The sequence below is a fragment of the Bradyrhizobium sp. P5_C12 genome, assembly GCF_054049735.1.
Window position 1 is genome coordinate 1 of sequence record NZ_JBFULU010000084.1, and the last position, 17,957, is coordinate 17,957.

22 protein-coding genes are annotated in these 17,957 nt (G+C 64.3%); 4 read left to right on the forward strand and 18 right to left on the reverse strand.

The features are described from left to right. The 18 genes from ACXJMY_RS36545 to motA all read right to left on the reverse strand — a co-directional run. Positions 1-684, reverse strand: a 684-nt coding sequence (locus ACXJMY_RS36545) for a flagellin N-terminal helical domain-containing protein (RefSeq protein WP_456624199.1), incomplete at its 3' end; no start/stop codon positions are given. Between the two features lie 275 nt (positions 685-959). Beyond that, positions 960-1,901: a flagellin N-terminal helical domain-containing protein gene (locus ACXJMY_RS36550; protein WP_456624200.1), complete on the reverse strand. Its 942-nt coding sequence runs from the start codon at positions 1,899-1,901 to the stop codon at positions 960-962. Between the two features lie 264 nt (positions 1,902-2,165). Beyond that, positions 2,166-2,906: a flagellar type III secretion system pore protein FliP gene (gene fliP / locus ACXJMY_RS36555; RefSeq protein ID WP_456624201.1), complete on the reverse strand. Its 741-nt coding sequence runs from the start codon at positions 2,904-2,906 to the stop codon at positions 2,166-2,168. Further along, entirely contained in the window at positions 2,903-3,346 is a 444-nt protein-coding gene (locus tag ACXJMY_RS36560; RefSeq protein ID WP_456624202.1) for a flagellar basal body-associated FliL family protein, read from the reverse strand. The genes fliP and ACXJMY_RS36560 overlap by 4 nt, the downstream gene beginning before the upstream one ends. A gap of 39 nt (positions 3,347-3,385) precedes the next feature. Further along, on the reverse strand, positions 3,386-4,081 hold the full coding sequence (gene flgH, locus ACXJMY_RS36565) for a flagellar basal body L-ring protein FlgH (protein WP_456624203.1): 696 nt from the start codon (positions 4,079-4,081) through the stop codon (positions 3,386-3,388). Then, positions 4,082-4,846, reverse strand: coding sequence for a MotE family protein (locus ACXJMY_RS36570; RefSeq protein ID WP_456624204.1), 765 nt, complete (start codon positions 4,844-4,846; stop codon positions 4,082-4,084). Positions 4,847-4,913: 67 nt separating this feature from the next. After that, the gene (flgI, locus tag ACXJMY_RS36575; RefSeq protein ID WP_456624205.1) at positions 4,914-6,044 is read right to left on the reverse strand and encodes a flagellar basal body P-ring protein FlgI; all 1,131 of its coding nucleotides are present in this window, start codon (positions 6,042-6,044) and stop codon (positions 4,914-4,916) included. Beyond that, the gene (flgA, locus tag ACXJMY_RS36580) at positions 6,041-6,517 is read right to left on the reverse strand and encodes a flagellar basal body P-ring formation chaperone FlgA (protein ID WP_456624206.1); all 477 of its coding nucleotides are present in this window, start codon (positions 6,515-6,517) and stop codon (positions 6,041-6,043) included. The genes flgI and flgA overlap by 4 nt, the downstream gene beginning before the upstream one ends. A 13-nt stretch (positions 6,518-6,530) precedes the next feature. After that, a complete protein-coding gene (gene flgG, locus ACXJMY_RS36585) occupies positions 6,531-7,319 on the reverse strand; it encodes a flagellar basal-body rod protein FlgG (protein ID WP_456624207.1) in 789 nt (262 codons plus the stop codon). Positions 7,320-7,336: 17 nt separating this feature from the next. Further along, entirely contained in the window at positions 7,337-7,666 is a 330-nt protein-coding gene (locus ACXJMY_RS36590) for a flagellar hook-basal body complex protein FliE (RefSeq protein WP_456624208.1), read from the reverse strand. A gap of 2 nt (positions 7,667-7,668) precedes the next feature. Then, positions 7,669-8,085, reverse strand: coding sequence for a flagellar basal body rod protein FlgC (flgC, locus tag ACXJMY_RS36595; protein WP_456624209.1), 417 nt, complete (start codon positions 8,083-8,085; stop codon positions 7,669-7,671). An 11-nt stretch (positions 8,086-8,096) separates the two neighbouring features. After that, on the reverse strand, positions 8,097-8,498 hold the full coding sequence (gene flgB, locus ACXJMY_RS36600; protein WP_456624210.1) for a flagellar basal body rod protein FlgB: 402 nt from the start codon (positions 8,496-8,498) through the stop codon (positions 8,097-8,099). Between the two features lie 65 nt (positions 8,499-8,563). Further along, complete coding sequence (flhB, locus tag ACXJMY_RS36605) at positions 8,564-9,649, reverse strand: flagellar biosynthesis protein FlhB (protein WP_456624211.1); 1,086 nt, start codon at positions 9,647-9,649, stop codon at positions 8,564-8,566. A gap of 13 nt (positions 9,650-9,662) precedes the next feature. Further along, on the reverse strand, positions 9,663-10,703 hold the full coding sequence (locus ACXJMY_RS36610) for a flagellar motor switch protein FliG (RefSeq protein WP_456624212.1): 1,041 nt from the start codon (positions 10,701-10,703) through the stop codon (positions 9,663-9,665). Between the two features lie 2 nt (positions 10,704-10,705). After that, positions 10,706-11,080 (reverse strand): flagellar motor switch protein FliN, encoded by a 375-nt coding sequence (fliN, locus tag ACXJMY_RS36615; RefSeq protein ID WP_456624213.1) that lies wholly within the window; start codon positions 11,078-11,080, stop codon positions 10,706-10,708. 76 nt (positions 11,081-11,156) lie between these two features. Then, positions 11,157-11,471 carry a hypothetical protein gene (locus tag ACXJMY_RS36620; protein ID WP_456624214.1) on the reverse strand — a complete coding sequence of 105 codons (315 nt, stop codon included), beginning with the start codon at positions 11,469-11,471 and terminating at the stop codon, positions 11,157-11,159. Then, positions 11,452-12,393: a flagellar motor switch protein FliM gene (locus ACXJMY_RS36625; RefSeq protein WP_456624215.1), complete on the reverse strand. Its 942-nt coding sequence runs from the start codon at positions 12,391-12,393 to the stop codon at positions 11,452-11,454. The genes ACXJMY_RS36620 and ACXJMY_RS36625 overlap by 20 nt, the downstream gene beginning before the upstream one ends. After that, the gene (gene motA / locus ACXJMY_RS36630; RefSeq protein ID WP_456624216.1) at positions 12,390-13,286 is read right to left on the reverse strand and encodes a flagellar motor stator protein MotA; all 897 of its coding nucleotides are present in this window, start codon (positions 13,284-13,286) and stop codon (positions 12,390-12,392) included. The genes ACXJMY_RS36625 and motA overlap by 4 nt, the downstream gene beginning before the upstream one ends. 142 nt (positions 13,287-13,428) lie before the next feature. Between motA and ACXJMY_RS36635 the strand changes: the two genes are divergently transcribed. The 4 genes from ACXJMY_RS36635 to ACXJMY_RS36650 all read left to right on the forward strand — a co-directional run bounded on the left by ACXJMY_RS36635 (position 13,429) and on the right by ACXJMY_RS36650 (position 17,785). Then, positions 13,429-14,217 (forward strand): DUF1217 domain-containing protein, encoded by a 789-nt coding sequence (locus ACXJMY_RS36635; RefSeq protein WP_456624217.1) that lies wholly within the window; start codon positions 13,429-13,431, stop codon positions 14,215-14,217. A gap of 3 nt (positions 14,218-14,220) precedes the next feature. After that, on the forward strand, positions 14,221-14,949 hold the full coding sequence (gene flgF, locus ACXJMY_RS36640; RefSeq protein ID WP_456624218.1) for a flagellar basal-body rod protein FlgF: 729 nt from the start codon (positions 14,221-14,223) through the stop codon (positions 14,947-14,949). 36 nt (positions 14,950-14,985) lie between these two features. Further along, positions 14,986-16,311 carry a flagellar protein export ATPase FliI gene (gene fliI / locus ACXJMY_RS36645; protein WP_456624219.1) on the forward strand — a complete coding sequence of 442 codons (1,326 nt, stop codon included), beginning with the start codon at positions 14,986-14,988 and terminating at the stop codon, positions 16,309-16,311. A gap of 838 nt (positions 16,312-17,149) precedes the next feature. Beyond that, positions 17,150-17,785 (forward strand): MarR family winged helix-turn-helix transcriptional regulator, encoded by a 636-nt coding sequence (locus ACXJMY_RS36650; protein WP_456624220.1) that lies wholly within the window; start codon positions 17,150-17,152, stop codon positions 17,783-17,785. The last annotated feature ends 172 nt before the right edge of the window (positions 17,786-17,957 follow it).

Sequence of the window (17,957 nt, forward strand, 5' to 3'; positions counted from 1 at the left end):
GATATAGGTATCGAGCGTGGCCTGGTCGACCGCCGAGTCGGTCAGCGCGCTGATGCTCATCGTGTCGACCGACGCAGCGGTTGAGCCGGTGCCGGTCACCGTGTCCAGGATGCCGGTCTTGGTTGCGCCGCCGGTGGTGTAGAGCGCGTAGTTGGCGGTCGTCACCGTGATGGAGCCGATGGTGGGCGTACCGCCGACGCGCGAGTACGACGACACCAGGTTGAAGCTCGTCGGCGTGGCCGTGGAACCGGTCGAGGTGTTGATGCTCAGCCAGTTGATGCCGTTGAAGGTCGCCGAGTTGGCCTTGAGCAGCATGTCCTGCTGGATCTGGGTGATGTCAGCCTGGATCTTGGTGCGGTCGATGCCGGCGGTCTTGGCTTCGACCAGCAGCGCCTGGAGCTTGGTCAGACCGGCGGTCTTGTCGCCGATAACCGAGGTCAGAGCGGTATATTCGGTGTCGACGGTCGCGGACGACAGACCGAGCGAGTCGGAGATGGCGGAGAGCGCGGCGTTGTCGGAACGCATCGAGGTTGCGATCGACCAGTAGGCAGCGTTGTCCGAAGCGGTCGAGACACGCTGGCCGGTCGAGATCCGGTTCTGCGTGGTCGCGAGCTGCGAGCTGACGTTGCGGAGGGTCTGCAGCGCGGTCATTGCAGACGAGTTGGTAAGCAGACTTGAACCCATTTTGATGTCCCTTTGAAGATTGAATTGTTTTGGGGGACATACCGGGCTTGCACCGGTACGACAGGGCGGCGTCATGCCTTTGGGCCGCGGAAATGCGGTGCGGGGCCCAACCTGTCGTAGCGAAGAGGTTAGCCGCCGAAGCTTGTGCGAGGCTTGTGGCTCTGTGACTCCGCTGCAACAGCGCGGCGGGATCGTGGCGTGGACGCAGCGTCACGCCGGACAAAAAAGGGCCGCGCTTCGCGAGAAGCGCGGCCCTCCCCCAGATAAACTGAGGTTTAGCGGAACAGCGACAGGATGCTCTGGCTGCTGTTGTTGGCGATCGAGAGCGCCTGCACGCCGAGCTGCTGCTGGACCTGGAGGGCCGCAAGGCGGGTGGACTCCTTGTTCATGTCGGCGTCGACGAGCTGGCCGATACCGCGGTCCACGGAGTCCATCAGGGACTGGACGAAGTCCGTGTTGGTCGCGATGCGGTTCTTGACGGCACCGAGATTGGCGGCGGCCGAGGCCACCGAGTTGATCGCGGTGGTCACCTGCTTGATGTAGCCATCGAGCGTGGTCTGGTCAGCGGCCGAGTCGGTCAGCGCGCCGATGGCGATCGTGTCGACCGACGCAGCGGATGAGCCGGTGCCGGTCACCGTATCCAGGAAGCCGGTCTTGGTTGCGCCGCCGGTGGTGTAGAGCGCGTAGTTGGCGGTCGTCACGGTGATGGAGCCGATGGTGGGCGTACCGCCGACGCGCGAGTACGACGACACGAGGTTGAAGCTCGTTGGCGTGGCCGTGGACGAGCTCGAGGTGTCGATGCTCAGCCAGTTCACCCCGTTGAAGGTCGCCGAGTTGGCCGTCGACTTCAACTGTAGCTGGATCTGGGTGATGTCGGCCTGGATCTTGGTGCGATCGACACCGGCGGTCTTGGCTTCGACCAGCAACGCCTGGAGCTTGGTCAGGCCGGAGTCCTTGTCGCCGATAGCCGTGGTCAGAGCGGTATATTCGGTGTCGACGGTCGCGGCCGACAGACCGAGCGAGTCGGAGATCGCGGAGAGCGCGGCGTTGTCGGAGCGCATCGACGTTGCGATCGACCAGTAGGCGGCGTTGTCCGAAGCGGTCGCCACGCGCTGGCCGGTCGAGATGCGGTTCTGCGTGGTGGAGAGCTGCGAGCTGACAGACCGGAGGGTCTGCAGCGCGGTCATGGCGGTCGAGTTCGTAAGCAGGCTTGACATTGCGAATGTCCCTTTGATGTACGCGTTACATTTTCACGAGGGGACATACCGGGCTTGCACCGGTACGGAGGGGCGGCATCATGCCTTTGGACCGAGTGGGTGGGGTCCAACCCGCCGTGACGCATTGCTAGCACGTCGAATCTTGCCGCCAGATTAAGGCAGGCTTGAATTCTGCTGTAAAATCATATGGTTAACATTACCCACTGCTAACCATAAGCGGGTACTTCTGGCTAACCATAACTGGCCGGCCGGCGATCGCCGCTGCTACGAGAACGACCGCACCAGTCCGGAGGCCAGCAGGTTCCAGCCGTCGATCAGCACGAAGAACAGCATCTTGAACGGCAGCGCGAGGATCGTCGGCGGCATCATCATCATGCCCATCGACATGGTCAGCGTCGCGACGATCATGTCGATCACCAGGAACGGCAGGATGATCAGGAATCCGATCTCGAACGAGCGCCGCAGTTCGGAGATCATGAAGGCCGGGATGATGACGCGCATGTCGATGCGCTTGTCGTCAAACTTCTTGCGGAAGCTTTCCGCGGCGAGCGCCTCGAAGGTCTGGAGATCCTTGTCGCGGACGTGAGCCAGCATGAACTCGCGGAACGGATCTGTGATCTTCAGATAGGCCTCTTCCTCCGAGATCTCGTTCTTCATCAGCGGCTGGACGCCGGTTTCCCAGGCGCGGTCGAAGGTCGGTGCCATCACGTAGAAGGTCATGAACAGCGCCAGGCTGATCAGCACCAGATTGGCCGGCGTGGTCTGGAGGCCGAGGCCTGCGCGCAGGAACGAGAGCGCCACCGCAAACCGCGTGAAGCTCGTCACCATGATGAGCAGCCCCGGCGCCACCGACAGCACCGTGATCAGCGCCATCAGCTGGATGATCCGGCCGCTGGTCGAACCGTTTCCCGGCGGCAACAGCGAGTTGAGGTCCGGAATCTGGGCGAGTGCCACCTCGGGCAGGACGACCAGAACCAACGCGAGCAGCAGGACTCTCACTCTCACTGAATCACCAATGTCTCAATGATCAATTCGCGTACCTTGCCCGAAGACCGGACATTGGCGCGCTCAGTCAGGTCGTCGCGCAGATGCTGAAGTCCGCGCGATCCCTCGAACTGCCCGACGGAGGCCGATCGCAGATAGACGACGATGTCCTCGCTGATGTGAGCGGCCAGGATGCCGGCATCCTCGTCGCTCATGCTGTCGGTCACCATGGAGGCCTCGACGCGGGCCCAGTTGTTGGCCGGTGCGGCGAGATTGGTCACGATCGGGGACAGTTTCCTGAGCCGGGCGCTGCCGGCGTAGCTCGAGGCAATCGGCGGCGGCRTGGCGGTCTTCTTCGCGTCGGCKACACGCTCGGCGGCTGCAAACAGCTGCAGGCCGGCGAGCGCGCCGGCACCGATCGCGATCAAGGTCAGCACCACGATGGCGGCAATCAGGCGCATGACGCCCCCTGCCCGCACAGCGCGGCCTTTCCTCGAGCCTCAGAACGGCGCAACGGCATCATAGATCCGATGTCCCCATCCAGGCTGCTGCACGTCAGACAGATTTCCGCGACCGCCGTAGGCCACGCGCGCCTCGGCGATCTTCTCGTAGGAGATCGTGTTGGTGCGCGAAATATCGCGCGGACGCACGATGCCGCCGACATTGAGCACCCGCATCTCCGTGTTGACCCTGAATTCCTGCGAGCCGCTGATCATCATATTGCCGTTCGGCAACACGTCGGTGACGATGGCGGCGATCGACAGCTTGATGTCTTCGGTACGATCGATCTGACCATTCCCCTTGATCTGGGTGTTGGTGTTCAGATTGGCGCTGGTCGAGCCCTTGTCCTGCCATCCAGCGACGTCCATCAGCCAGTCCAGCCCGAACTTGATCTGCGAATCGCGCGAGCGATCGGTCTTGTTGTCGAGCTTGGCCTTGTCCTGCATCGAGATGATCACCGTCACGACGTCACCAGCGCGCCGGGCGCGGGGATCGCGGTAGAGATCGGTGCCGTCGTCCCATGTCGAGCGATAGCTGACGGGCGTGCGCACGCGGGGCGTCACGGGGATCGGATCGGCCTGCGTCCGCAGTCCGCTGCCGACGGGCGACAATCGCGGACCGGTCAGGACCTCCGCCGGATCACCGACGCATCCGGCAAGCATCAAGAGCGACAGGATGAGGATCAGATTCTTCATCTATTTGGTCTTTCCGTCATCCACGCGGCGCATTCCGCCGAGCAGGTCGGCGAGGTGTGCCGCGCGCCCCGTCTCCATCTCGTTGAAGATTGCGCTCGAGCTCCTCGGGCTGAGCTTGGCGAGCACGGCCGCGGCGGTCTCGTCCGCCATCCCGGCGATCTGGGTCGCGGCAGCATCGGGCTTCATGCGCGAATAGATCTCGACGACCTGTGCCTCGGCCTTCTTCAGGAAGTCGTCGCGCAGCGCCATCCACTTCTCGTATTCGGCGCGTTTGGCCTCGACCTCGGCGATCCGCTCGCGGAGCTGGTTCTCGACCTTCTCCAGCTCCTTCAACTGCCAGGCCAGACGGGCGTCGACAGCCGGGTCGGTCACGTTGCTGCAGAACAACGCGACTTCGTTGTCCGCAGGCACGGCGGCCTGAGGCGGCGCCGGCTTCGGCGGCGCAGTGACGCTCCCGGGCTTGGCCGGACGCGCGGGCACCGGAGCCGGTGGCGGCGGGGGTGCTTCGCTGGCCGGCACCGCGCCGGTGGTCGCGGGTCCGCCGTCTTCAGCCGCCCAGGCCGTCGCCCGCATCGCGGCGCTGTCACTCGGGAACGAAGTGACGTTACGGGGCTTCTGAGGTCCCGGCGCCCGCGCCCGCGCGAACGAGAGCAGGTTGAGCGGCTTCGACGGCGTCGCCTCGTCCAGCGCCAGCGCGGGCGATGCACTCACGAGCGCAGACACCGCGAGGAGGAGGAGTTTGGCTTTGTGATCCAGCTTCAACATCGGGCCGCGTGCGATTCTCGGTCAAGACCTGAGCATTGAGCGACCAAGCTTGCACGACGCTTGTGCATCATTGCACGATGACGTCGGCCTGGAGCGCCCCGGCCGTCTTGATCGCCTGGAGGATCGCGATAATGCCGGACGGCTTCAGCCCGATCTGGTTCAGCCCGCGCACCAGGCGCTGGAGATCGACCCCGCTGAGAATTGCGACCTGCGATCCGGCCTCGTTGGCCTCGACCACGGTCTGGGGAACGACCACGGTCTGTCCCCGCGAGAACGGCGCCGGCTGCGACACCACCGGCAGCTCCGTGACGCGAACCGTCAGATTGCCGTGCGTGACCGCGACGGTCGATATCCTCACGTCACGTCCGATCACGACCGTGCCGGTGCGTTCGTTGATCACCACCCGCGCCGGGGTGTCCGGCTCGACGGTGAGTTCGCCGATTTCGGCGAGGAAGCGGACGGGACCGATATGGCGCGGCTTGGACAGCACGATGGTCCGGAAGTCGCGTTCGAAGGCGATCTGCGCGCGATAGCGTCCGCCGGCGTAGCGGTTGATGGCATCGAGGATCCGCGTCGCGGTGACGAAGTCGGGATTCTTGAGCTCCAGCACCAGGAATTCCATTTCATGGAGACTTCCCTGCACCTCGCGCTCGACCAGCGCGCCGTTCGGGATGCGTCCTGCGGTCGGCGTGCCCTGGCTGACATTCTGGGCCTGGCCTCCGACGCTGTAACCGGCCACCGTGACGGCGCCCTGGGCCACAGCATAGACCGCACCGTCGGCCGCGCGCAGCGAGGTCATTACCAGCGTGCCGCCGAGCAGCGAGGTCGCATCGCCCAGCGACGACACCGTCACGTCCATGCGCTCGCCCGGCCCGATCGAGGGCTGCAGGTCCGCGGTCACCATCACGGCCGCGACGTTGCGGGTGCGCAGGGTCGTCGGACGCGGGGGGTTGTTGGTGCTCGTGGTCTCGTTCCTGACATTGATGCCCATGTTCTCGAGCATCGACTGCAGGGACTGCTCCGTGAACGGGGCATTGCGCAGCGTGTCGCCGGTGCCGTTCAGGCCGATGACGAGGCCGTAGCCCACGATCTGGTTCTCGCGCAGTCCCTTGATGTCTGCGATGTCCTTGATGCGGACGGCGGCCTGGACGCTGGCGGCGGAAACGATGAGGACGAGCGCGAGCAGGAATCTGATCATGACCCGTCCACGACCTTGACGGTGCCGTCCGGCTGGACGATGCCCCTGATGATCACGCCGGTATCGGTATTTCGTATCGGGATGAGCGCGCCGGGGGCGCCCGACTGCATCGCCGAGCCGTAGGTCACGATCGACAGACCGCTGTCTTCGACCACCACCTTGACCGTGGCGCCGCGGGCAACGGTCCAGGGATCCTCCACCGAATTGGTCGGGATCGGTTGACCCGGCAGCAGCGCGCGCCGTGCCATGCGTCCGACCAGGACCTGACGTCCTTCGATGAACATGGCGACACCGAGCACGTTCGATGCGAAGGCGCGCTCGGTGATCATGTCCTCCCTGATCAGCTCGCCGGCGCGGATCGACACGGCCGGCACGGGAAGCCGCCGCTCGTCGGCCGCGGCAATCCGCGCGGAGACGAGAACCAGCAGCGCGGCGGCCAACCCACGCGCGATCAGGCCCACCCTGTTCAACATGGACACACCGGAACTAGCGAAGGCCCTTCGATACCGTCGACGCCATCTCATCCGACGCCTGGATGACCTTGGCATTCATCTCATAGGCGCGCTGGGCCGAGATCAACTCGGTGATTTCCTTGACGGGATCGACGTTCGAGGCCTCGAGGTATTTCTGGTTGATCTTGCCGTAGCCGGCATCGCCCGGCAGTCCGACGACGGGCGTGCCGGACGCCGTGGTCTCGCGATAGAGATTGCTGCCGAGCGGCTCGAGGCCCGCCTCGTTGGCGAAGTTGGCGAGGTTGAGCTGGCCGATCTGCCGCGGGTTCACTTCCGTGTCCAGCTTGGCGAACACCTGTCCGGTCTGGTTGACCGTGACCTCGACCGTCCCCTGCGGGATCGTGATTGCGGGATCCAGCAGGTAGCCGTCGGTGGTGACGAGTTGACTGTTGGCATTGGTATTGAATGAACCCGCGCGGGTATATTGCACCTCGTTGTTCGGGCCCAGCACCTGAAACCAGCCCCGGCCGTTGATGGCCATGTCGTAGGGGTTGCCGGTCTGAGTGAGCGCGCCCTGGATGTGCAGCTTGCGGATGGCCGCCGACTTGACGCCGAGGCCGAGATTGGCGCCTTCCGGGATCGGCGACGAGCCGTTGACATTCGCGACGCCCTGCATCCGGTCCATCTGGTAGAACAGATCGGTGAATTCCGCGCGTGCCCGCTTGTACGACGTCGAGTTGATGTTGGCGATGTTGTTCGCAATGACTTCGATATTTGTCTGCTGGGCATTCATGCCCGTGGCCGCAATGGCAAGCGATTTCACAATGTGACTCCTTCAGATCAAATCGACATACGAACGACTTCTTGGTAGGCCTGCACGACCTTGTCGCGAACCGCGACCGCGGTCTGCAAGGCCTGCTCGGCCGACATCAGCGCCTCGACGACGCGCCGCGTCGATTCCTTGCCCTGCATCGCCGAGATCGACGCCGATTCGCCCGCCTTCAGCGTACCGATCGCGTCGCTCGTCACCTGCTTCATCACCGAATCGAAGCCGAGGCCCTCGCCCGACTGGATTGCGGTCGGCGCCGCGGGCGCGATCGCCTGCGTCTCGGTCGCGCGGGCCACCGCTTGCCCTGCGGAGATCGCCGTGGATGAAATCGCCTCTAGCATTGTCAGCTCCTCAGGAGATCGATGGTCATGCCCAGCATGGACCTGACCTGCTTCACGACCTGGAGATTGGCCTCATAGGACCGGTTGACTTCCCGCATGTCGGCCATCTCGATCATCATGTTGACGTTGGGCAGCTTGACGTAGCCGGCCTTGTCGGCGGCGGGATGGCCCGGATCGTACTCCACGCGGTAGGGCGTGGTGTCGACCCCGATTTCCTTGACCTTCGCAAGCTGCGAACCCGAGGCGCGATCCATCGCGGCGTCGAAGGTGATCGTCTTGCGCTGATACGGATCGGCGCCGGCGGTGCGGCCCGTCGAACTCGCGTTCGCGAGATTTTCCGAGACGACGCGCATGCGGGTCGACTGCGCTTCGAGCCCGGAGCTGGCAACCGTCAATGAAGCTTGCAGGGAATCCAGCATATCAAATCACCTCAGGTCTTCGCACTGGACAGCACCATGCGGTGGAACGACCGCACGATCGCAGAGTTCATCGAATAGTCGCGACTGACGTCGCTGCCCTTGATCATCTCCTGCTCCAGGCTGACGGAGTTGCCGGAGTGAACGACCTCCCAGCTGTCCTTCTTCGCGGTCGCCCGCGTGTCGGTCTCGGTTGGGGAGAGCTGCATGTGCGTGGGCGATGTCGTCGCGAGCCTGACCGGCATTGCGTCGAGCACTTTATTGAACGGCTCGACGTCGCGCGCCTTGAAGCCCGGGGTATTGGCATTGGCGACGTTGGTCGCGATGGTCGACTGGCGAAGCTCGAGCCAGCGCGCCTGAGACGATGCGAGTTCGAAGAGATAAAGCGGTCCCACGACAGTTCCATTCTGGTCCATTCGAGGAGAAGCCTAGGGCGTTAAGCTTTCGTCAAGCTGTTGCGCGAAGCACCATCCTCGGAAATCTACTGGACCTTCTCGGGCCGCGGCGACTGCTTCGACTGGAGGAAGTAGATGATCTCCGCGACGGGCCGGAAGAATTCGGCCGGAATCACCTGATCGACCTGGACCGCTTCATACAGCGCGCGCGCCAGCGCCTTGTTCTCGATCACCGGAATTCTGTTCTGTTCGGCGACCTCGCGGATCTTGAGCGCGAGTGCGTCCATGCCCTTGGCGAGCACGAGCGGCGCCGGATTCTCCTCACGGTGATATCGCAAGGCGATGGCAAAATGCGTCGGGTTCGCGATCACCAGCGTCGCGCGCGAGGCGGACACGATCATTCGCTGGCGCGAGCGGTCGCGCGCGAGCGAACGCAGGCGCGCCTTGATCAGCGGGTCGCCTTCCGCCTGCTTGTGTTCGTCCTTGATCTCCTGCCGCGTCATGCGCAGCTCGCGCCGCCAGTGGAAGCGCGACCAGGCGAGATCGATCGCGACCAGGACGATCGTCGCGATGCAGATCGCCGAGACGATCCGCATCGCGATGCTGAGAATCATCTCCGGCAGCGCGACGGGATCCGTGTACATTGCCTCGAACGCCCTGGCCTCCGACGTGCGCAGCACAAAGCCGACGACGAGGCTCACCGAGACGAGTTTGAAGAGCGATTTGGCGAATTCCACGAGTCCCTGCGTCCCGAAGAGCCGGCTCCAGCCCTTGACCGGCGAAATTCGCGAGAGGTCCGGCATGATGCGATCGAGCACCGGGCGCGGTGCGTTCTGCAGCAGCGATGCAGCAAGGCCGAACACGATCATGATGACGAGCAGCGGCACCAGGAATCGCAGCGCCTGGAGACCGACCACGGTGAGCAGATTCTGTGCGTCTGCCGCCGTGCTGAGCGGGAAGCCGTCGGGGTCGTCGAGAAAGCTCTTCAGGGTCGGAGTCAATTGCTGCACGCCCTGACCGATCAGGAACATCTGGATCACCATCAGCGCCGCCATCGAGGCGAAGATGGACGCCTCCCGAGAGACCGGAATCTTGCCCTGCTCGAGCGCATCGCGGACTTTCTTCTCGGTCGGCTCTTCGGTTTTACTCTCCTGGTCGGATGTGTCTGCCATGCCCTTTCAGCGGTCAGCGGAAGACCAGCTCGTCCTCCTGCTCGGGGTTGAGTTCGATTTCACCCTTCTCCGCGAGGTCGAGTGCGAGGTCGGTGATCACGCGCCGTGCCTCCAGCACGTCGCGCTGGTTCGACGGCTCGCCGATGGCGAGCTCGTGCTCGACGACACGACGGACGCGCGAGGCGACCGAGGACAGGATCAGTTCGCGGAAGTGCTTGTCGGTGCCCTTCAGCGCGATGACGATGCGGTCGGTCGGCACCTGATCGAAGATCATGGTGCGCGCCTTCGGGGTCAGGTGGACGACGTCATCGAAGGTGAACAGCAGCTCCTTCAGCACTTCGGCCGACTTCGGCCGCTTCTCCGACAGGCTCTTCAGCATGTCCTCGATGTGGCCGCGCTCCATCTTGTTGATGATATCGGCGACGCGGGCGTAGGTATCGGCGCCGAGGTTGCGGGCGAAGTTCAGCGTCAGATCCTCGTGCATCGTCTTCTCGAGCACCCTCATGGCGTCGTCGACGATCGGCTTGAGGCTGAGCACGCGCCGCATCAGCTCGTTGCGCAGGCTCGATGGCAACTGGCTCATGACCTTGGCCGCGCAGGCCGGCTTGACCTTGGACAGGATGAGCGCCGCGGTCTGCGGATGCTCCTTGGAGAGATAGCTCGCGAGCGAGTTTTCCGACACCGACGAGACGCGGTCCCAGACCGACCGGCTCGAATTGCCGAGCAGGTCCGACATGATCGCCGAGACCTGGTCGGCAGGAAGCACGTCGCCAAGCACGGCCTCAAGGCCGCCGAGGGTGCCGAGAATGTTGGCGCCCATCGAGAATTGCTGGGCGAACTCCTCGACGATCCCCTCCAGCTCCTGCGCCGTGATCGGCCGCAGCTCCGCCGCGGCCTTGGTGACGATGCGGATCTCCTGCGGCTCGAACTGCTGCAGCACGCTCGCGGCCGCCTGCCGGCCCATGGCCAGCAGGAGCGCCGCGACCTTTTCCGTTCCACCCAGCGTGGCAACGCCTCGCTGCTTGATGGGAGCGATGCCGACCTGTGCCGCCATGGTCAGGTATCACCCTGCCCCAGCGGCCCGACAATCTCTGTCAGCGACACACCGAAGCGGGAATTGTCCTCTTCGACCACGACCACCTCGCCGCGGGCGACGACGCGGCCGTTGACCACGACGTCGACGGGCTCACCGACCCTGTGATCGAGCGGAACCACGGCGCCGCGGCCGAGCTTCATCAGGTTCGCCACGGGGATGGTCGCCGATCCCAGCACCACCTGCATGGTGACGGGGATGCGCAGGATCGCATCGACATTGGCGAACTTGCCGGTCTCCTCCGCGGTGCGCGCGGCGATCTCCGCCAACCGCTCCAGCGGAGACGTCTCGGTCTCTCCCGATGCAGATGCAGACTCATAGTCGAAGGATTGCGCCATTTGGTATCGCCTCTTGGTATTTCCGCTCCCGGAGCGCCGCGACGTTCCGGTAGTACGTGTTCTGCCAGTCCCGGTCTCAATGCTTGTTCGCGTCGGCACTGCTCGCGGCCGCCGCCGGAGCGATCCCGCTCCGCGCGTCGAGCGCCGCGATCGCCTCGTTGGCCTGATCGATCTTCGTGCTCAGCACGTTGGCGAGCCGGCCGAGATTTGCGGTGGAATCGTGAGCCGCGGTGATGACCGTGTCGAAGGCGCCTGCCGTCTCGTGGACGATGGTGGAGAATTCGCCCTGGTAGCTGCGCAGCCGCGCCAGCTCGCGATGCATCCGGGTCACCCGCATGCTGGTGAAGGCGAGCGCGATCAGCAGAACGGCATCAACGAGATAGGATATCATCGACGAACTCCCGCTTCTGATCGACGGGATCGGCCACCTGCATGGCGTAATAGCCATCAAGCTGGCCGATCTGACACCAGAACAGCACCTGGTTGTTGCTCTCGAGCCGGGCCAGCGTGCGCGGCGTGGCTTCGAGCTCGAGGACCTGTCCGACCCGGAACTTCACGACGTCGCCGAGCGAGATCATCTTCTCGTCGAGCACCGCGCTCAGCGTCACCTCGGTCCGGTGAACCTCGCTCTCCATCTGCTCGCGCCAGCGCGGATCGGCCGCGCGGCCGTCGCTGACGACGACGGTTGCAAGCTTCTGCCTGAGCGGGTTGAGCGCGGAGTGCGGGATGATCAGGAACATCTGACCGCCGCGGTAGAGCGCCTGCAGCATGATGTTGGCGCAGATCGACATGTTGCCGCTGCGACCGATCGCCAGCGAAGCCATCGCGGTCTCGACCCGCTCCACGCGGAAGGTGACGTTGGAGGTGCCGGCGAAGGAGGATTGCAGCGCCTTGGCGAAACGCTCGAACAGCGCCTGGACCAGGCGGATTTCGATGTTCGAGAAGGAGCGCTCGACGTCGAGCGGCGGCTCGGCGCCGTCGGAGCCGAACATCGCCTCGACCATCGTGAACACGAAATCGCGGTCGAGCATGATGATGACGCGGGAGTCCCACTGCTCGGCATACAGCACGGCGGCGACCGCGTTGGCCTCGTAGTCCTTGATGATGTCGCCGACGCGGTCGTTGGTGATGCCGTTGACGGAGAAGTAGCAGGGCGTTCCGGCTATCGGCTGGAGGCTGTCGGTGCACGACGCCGCCATGCGATCGAAGATCACATTGAGCATCGGCATGCGTTCGATCGATATGCCGGCGGCGTCCAGCAGATAGTTCGGCAGCTGCTTGCGCTGATCGACGTCGAGGTCTTCCATCGTCATGCGCGGGCAGCCTTCGGTTCAGCGTCGGTCACCACGGCCTTCGGGCCCGCGATCGTCTCGTTCTCGACGACGTCGATCGAGGGACGCTCGTTGCTCGAGATCATCTTGCGGCCGTGCTCGACCGCGATCTGCGGCATGGCGCCGTTCATGAAGGCCAGCAGCGTCTGCTTGACGATGATGTAGGGCCGGCACTTCTTCTCGCGCGTCATCTTGATCTTGATCGCGAAGGGCGAAATGATGCCGTAGGACAGGAAGATGCCGGCGAAGGTGCCGACCAGGGCCGCACCGATGAAGCCGCCGAGCAGCTTCGGCGACTGGTCGAGCGCGCCCATTGCCTTGATGACACCGAGCACCGCGGCGACGATGCCGAGCGCCGGCAGCGCCTCGGACACCGTCACCAGCGAATGGTAGGGCGCCAGCTTGCTCTTCACGATGGTGTGGATCTCCTCGTCCATCAGCGCCTCGATCTCGTGGGTGCGCGCGTTGCCCATGATGATGAGACGAACATAATCGCAGATGAACTGGAGCAGCGACGGGTCACCAAGCACGCTCGGGAACGCCTTGAAGATCTCGGAGGACGAGGGATCGTCGATATGCGCTTCCACCTCGTTACGACCCTTGCCGCGCAACTCCCGCATCAGGGCATGCAGCGCACCGAGCAGGTCGAGATAGTAGCGCTCACTGGGCACCGCGCCGGTGACGGCCTGCACGCACGCAACCCCGGTATCCACGACCACCTTCCACGGGTTGGCCATGATGAAGGTGCCGGCCGCGGTGCCCATGATGATCACGAACTCCCACGGCTGCATCAGCACGCCCAGATGCCCGCCCATGGCGGCGAATCCGCCGAGCAGCGCCGCTACCGTGATGACGATCCCCACGAAACTGCCCAACGCGCCACTCCATCACCGATCCCATCGGGAATACCTAGTCGGCGACGCTTGCGCGAGGCTGGCTTCGGCGTCGCCAGCCCCGCGCAAGCAATTGGCGGCAGCTTGGGACGCTGTCGCAACAGCGGCTGAAGGGGCGCGTGTCATGCTATCCACGATCGCGGATTACACCAGGTTGACCAACGACATGGGCAAGTCGTTGACGCAGGTCGCGAAGCAGCCGGATGTCAGCCGCGAGACCGATTATTTCCTCAGCCACATCGGCAACGTGAAGACCATCGACGACTTCCTGAAGGATTACCGCCTTTACTCCTACGCGATGAAGGCCTATGGCCTCAGCGACATGACCTACGCCAAGGCGTTCATGCGCAAGGTGCTGACCGAGGGGGTCTCGGACAAGGATGCCTTCGCCAACAAGCTCACCGACACCCGCTACCGCGAGTTCGCTACCGCCTTCAATTTCGCCGCCCTCGGCACCAACGCGACCTCGACCACCGCAGCCACGACCGGCACGGCCAGCCAATACGTCACGCAGACGATGGAGCAGACGGCCGGCGACCAGAACGAAGGCCTGCGGCTGGCGCTCTATTTCACCCGCAAGGCGTCCACGATCACCAATGCCTACCAGATCCTCGCCGACAAGGCGCTGACGCAGGTGGTCCAGACCGCGATGGGCTGGTCGTCGACGATCAGCTCGTCCGACATCGACGCCCAGGCCAAGATGATCACGGACAAGATCGACCTCACCGATTTCCAGGACCCGACCAAGGTCACCAAATTCGTGCAGCGCTTCGCGGCAATGTGGGATGCGACCCAGGCCCAGAGCGACAGCTCGAGCAACCCCGCGCTGGTCCTGATCGGCGGTGCGGCGACGTCGGCCGGTTTGGATACCGACATGCTCACGACACTTCAGAACATCCGGTTCAACAGGTAAATCATGCAATCGGCTCTCTATGTGGGCTTGTCGGCCCAGGTCGCCCTCGAAAAGCGCCTCCAGACGATCGCCAACAACGTCGCCAACGTCAACACCGCGGCGTTCCGCACCGACGTGGTGAAGTTCGAGACCGTGCTGTCCAAGGCAGGCGCGAACCCGGTCGCATTCTCCACCCCCGGCGACAACATCATTTCGCGCGAGACCGGCAGCGTCACCGAGAGCGGCAACCCGCTCGACGTCGCCGTGGTCGGCCAGGGCTGGCTCGCCTTCGCCGGCCCGAACGGCACGGTCTATACCCGTGACGGCCGGCTCCAGATCGCCGCCAACGGCGACCTCCAGACCGTGAGCGGCTTCCCCGTCATCGATGCCGGCGGCGCGCAGATCACGCTGGACCCGAACGGCGGGCCGGTCTCGATCTCGCGCAGCGGCGCGATCACCCAGGACAACAACGAGATCGGCACCATCGGCCTGTTCAACATTCCCGCCGATGCCAGCCTCGACCGCTACGGCAATTCCGGCGTGACACCCGACCGGCCCGCGACCGCCATCTCCGATTTCAACCGGGACGGCTTCAAGCAGGGCTATGTCGAGGGCTCCGGCGCCAATCCGATGATGGAATTGACGAAGCTGATGGCGGCCTCGCGTGCCTTCGACGGCACGAATTCGATGATCGAGGGCACCGAGAGCTCGCTCCAGAACGCAATCCGGACTCTGGGCGAGCCCGGCAAGTAGACTGCGCCTCGCGCGCATTGAGGGTGGACTGTTTCCTTGAACGCTCTTCGGCAACTGGAGTGGGCGCTGCTGGAGCTTCAGCAGAGCACGCCGCTCGCTAGCGTCAGCGGCGCGATCTCCGAGATCGCGCCGACGCATTTCCGCGTCTCCGGCCTGTCGCGCTTCGTCAGGCTCGGCGAGCTCATCGGCGTCAATTCGGGCGGCAAGCCCCAGATCGGCGAGGTGGTGCGAATCGACAGCGAAGGCATCATCGCCAAGCCGTTCGACCGCCAGTTCGCCGGCGGCCTCGGCTCGGTCGCGTACCGGATGCCGCCCTTGTCCTTCGCGCCCGATCCGAGCTGGAAGGGACGTGTCATCAACGCGCTCGGCGCGCCGCTGGACGGACAGGGCCCCCTCACCCCGGGATCGCGGCCCGTCTCCGCCGAGGCGGAGGCGCCGGCGGCCATGAAGCGCGCCCGCGTCCACAAGCCGCTGCGCACCGGCGTACGCGTCATCGATCTGTTCGCGCCGATCTGCGCCGGCCAGCGCGTCGGCATCTTTGCCGGATCCGGCGTCGGCAAGTCGACGCTGCTCGCGATGCTCGCCCGCAGCGAAGGGTTCGACACCGTCGTTCTGGCTTTGGTCGGCGAACGCGGCCGCGAGGTGCGCGAATTCATCGAGGACGTGCTCGGCGCCAACCGCAGCCGCGCCATCACCATCGTATCGACGGGAGATGAAAGCCCGATGATGCGGCGGCTGGCGCCGAAGACCGCGATGGCGGTCGCCGAATATTTTCGCGACCGGGGCGAATCGGTCCTGCTCGTGGTCGATTCGATCACCCGTTTCGCCCATGCCGCCCGCGAGGTCGCCCTTGCCGCCGGCGAGCCCGCGGTCGCGCGCGGCTACGCGCCGACGGTCTTCACCGACCTGCCGCGCCTGCTCGAGCGGGCCGGGCCCGGCGAGGAGGGATCCGGGACGATCACCGGTATTTTCTCCGTGCTGGTCGACGGCGACGATCACAACGAGCCGATCGCCGACACCATCCGCAGCACACTGGATGGGCACGTCGTGCTCAGCCGGAACATCGCCGACCAGGCGCGCTATCCGGCCGTGGACGTGCTGGCCTCGGTCTCCCGCCTGGCCCATAACGTCTGGGACCCCGAAGAGCGCGAATTGGTGAGCAAGCTGCGCACCATGATCGCCAAATACGAGGACACGCGCGACCTTCGGCTGATGGGCGGATACCAGTCGGGACGCGATTCGGGTCTCGACCAGGCGGTCGACCTGGTTCCGAGGATCTACAGCGCCATGCGGCAAGACGCTTCAGCCCGGCCGAGTGCCGATCCGTTCCGCGAGCTCAGGGACATGCTCAAGGGCGACTAGCAGGATTGAGTTGGCGCGCGCGGCCGGCGCCCGTCATCGCCTCGCCCGTCGTTTCCACCGTCGCGCGCGCATCCCGACGCTGCGGGCGCGCGCATGTGGCCCTGTCACCGATTCCATCATACGCATATCACCCGTTCGCTTAAGAATCGGGCCGCCGTGGTGCAAGCGGCCGAACGGGCGATTCGCGACCACGGCCACAACAACCGCCGCGTGCAATCCCTCCGATTTCCCTCGACCATCCCGTCATGTAACGCGGAAGTTGTGGATGACGTTTTCAAGGCGCAGCTTTGTCATGCACAAGGTTCGCTCACCCTGCATCAACGACAGACATGCCTGCAATCAAACCGTCGCATAGTTGCGTGCATGCTGGGCGCTAGATGCGTATTGCGTTCACCATCATGTGTCCTGAACAGCGAGATTGTCTTGAACGTTACAATCGTCTCCAACGACATCTGGACTCCGGGAGCGTCTCTACTTGATTTTGTTGAGAAGCTCATCCATCGTTTCGATGGAAGATAAGAAACGTCTGCTTGCGACTTGAACTCAGGGGCCTCGGTTGAACAACTCCGATCCATCGTCCGGTCGTGACGGCAACTCGGGCTTCCGTTCGACGACACCGCGATTGGTACACCATCTGCGATGCGGCCTCTCGCGCCGGCTTGCGCGCCGCCCGACGCTCGGGTGCCTTGCAGGCCGTGCCTTCGAGCATGGGCAGGAGATGACGTGCACATCGCATACCTCCAGCGGTCTTGCGCCGGTCGACGGATTCGCGAGTCAGGACGGAAAGCGGCTTCGGGGCGCCGCAGACGTGTTTCCCGAGGCGAGGTAGGAATAATTCATGCCGTTGGCACGCGAAGCAGTCGAGCTGCTGGTTCAGGCGGCCAGAGCCTGGTATTTCGAGGGCGATCAACACGGATTGCGCGATCGGGAATGGATGGCGCTGCGCTTTCTCGGCCGCGCCAACCGGTTTTCGCGCACGCCGTCTGCGCTCGCCGGCTTCATCGGCGCCACCAGGGCGACCGCATCGCAGATCGTGAAGACGCTGGAGAGCAAGTCCTTCCTGGTGCGAAAGCCGTCGCACGAGGACAAGCGCTCCGTCGTGCTCCACGTCACCGCGCAGGGCGAGAAGTGCCTGAGCCAGCATGATCCGATCAATCACGTGGTGAATGCTGTCACCGCGCTCGGCACCGAGGAATGCATCAAGCTGCGCGACTCGCTGCGGGACATCCTCAATCACCTCGATGCGGCCCATCAGCGGCTCGATGCCAGCATCTGCCGGGACTGCATGTTTCTCGCCGAACGCAGCCCCGGCACGGGCAAGGGACGTGCAACCGCCGAATTCATGTGCCGGCTGTATCGCGCGCCGGTCTCGCTCCAGGAGACCGAACTGCTCTGCACGAGTTTTGAGCGCACCCGCGACCGCCCGAAGATCGAAGAGCATCTCGACCGCGCGCGCGTGGCGAGCCAGGGATGACGCGGAGCGCGGCCCGCTCAGGCTACGCGCAATTTCCAGGCGAATGTGGCGAGCCGATCTTGCGGAAAGTTTCGCGGCAGGATCTTTCTCTAAAGGCTTACCTACTGGTGCTCGATACTCCAATGTCGTCCTGGCGAAAGCCAGGACCCATAACCCCAAATGAAAATTGTTG

What these genes read in the sequence shown, in the direction of transcription:
- ACXJMY_RS36550 (WP_456624200.1), bottom strand. Translation starts at nt 1,901, where the DNA reads ATGTCAAGCCTGCTTACGAACTCGACCGCCATGACCGCGCTGCAGACC.
- flgH (WP_456624203.1), bottom strand. Translation starts at nt 4,081, where the DNA reads ATGAAGAATCTGATCCTCATCCTGTCGCTCTTGATGCTTGCCGGATGC.
- ACXJMY_RS36570 (WP_456624204.1), bottom strand. Translation starts at nt 4,846, where the DNA reads ATGTTGAAGCTGGATCACAAAGCCAAACTCCTCCTCCTCGCGGTGTCT.
- flgI (WP_456624205.1), bottom strand. Translation starts at nt 6,044, where the DNA reads ATGATCAGATTCCTGCTCGCGCTCGTCCTCATCGTTTCCGCCGCCAGC.
- flgA (WP_456624206.1), bottom strand. Translation starts at nt 6,517, where the DNA reads ATGTTGAACAGGGTGGGCCTGATCGCGCGTGGGTTGGCCGCCGCGCTG.
- ACXJMY_RS36590 (WP_456624208.1), bottom strand. Translation starts at nt 7,666, where the DNA reads ATGCTAGAGGCGATTTCATCCACGGCGATCTCCGCAGGGCAAGCGGTG.
- flgC (WP_456624209.1), bottom strand. Translation starts at nt 8,085, where the DNA reads ATGCTGGATTCCCTGCAAGCTTCATTGACGGTTGCCAGCTCCGGGCTC.
- flgB (WP_456624210.1), bottom strand. Translation starts at nt 8,498, where the DNA reads ATGGACCAGAATGGAACTGTCGTGGGACCGCTTTATCTCTTCGAACTC.
- flhB (WP_456624211.1), bottom strand. Translation starts at nt 9,649, where the DNA reads ATGGCAGACACATCCGACCAGGAGAGTAAAACCGAAGAGCCGACCGAG.
- ACXJMY_RS36610 (WP_456624212.1), bottom strand. Translation starts at nt 10,703, where the DNA reads ATGGCGGCACAGGTCGGCATCGCTCCCATCAAGCAGCGAGGCGTTGCC.
- fliN (WP_456624213.1), bottom strand. Translation starts at nt 11,080, where the DNA reads ATGGCGCAATCCTTCGACTATGAGTCTGCATCTGCATCGGGAGAGACC.
- ACXJMY_RS36620 (WP_456624214.1), bottom strand. Translation starts at nt 11,471, where the DNA reads ATGATATCCTATCTCGTTGATGCCGTTCTGCTGATCGCGCTCGCCTTC.
- ACXJMY_RS36625 (WP_456624215.1), bottom strand. Translation starts at nt 12,393, where the DNA reads ATGACGATGGAAGACCTCGACGTCGATCAGCGCAAGCAGCTGCCGAAC.
- ACXJMY_RS36635 (WP_456624217.1), top strand. Translation starts at nt 13,429, where the DNA reads ATGCTATCCACGATCGCGGATTACACCAGGTTGACCAACGACATGGGC.
- flgF (WP_456624218.1), top strand. Translation starts at nt 14,221, where the DNA reads ATGCAATCGGCTCTCTATGTGGGCTTGTCGGCCCAGGTCGCCCTCGAA.
- ACXJMY_RS36650 (WP_456624220.1), top strand. Translation starts at nt 17,150, where the DNA reads ATGCCGTTGGCACGCGAAGCAGTCGAGCTGCTGGTTCAGGCGGCCAGA.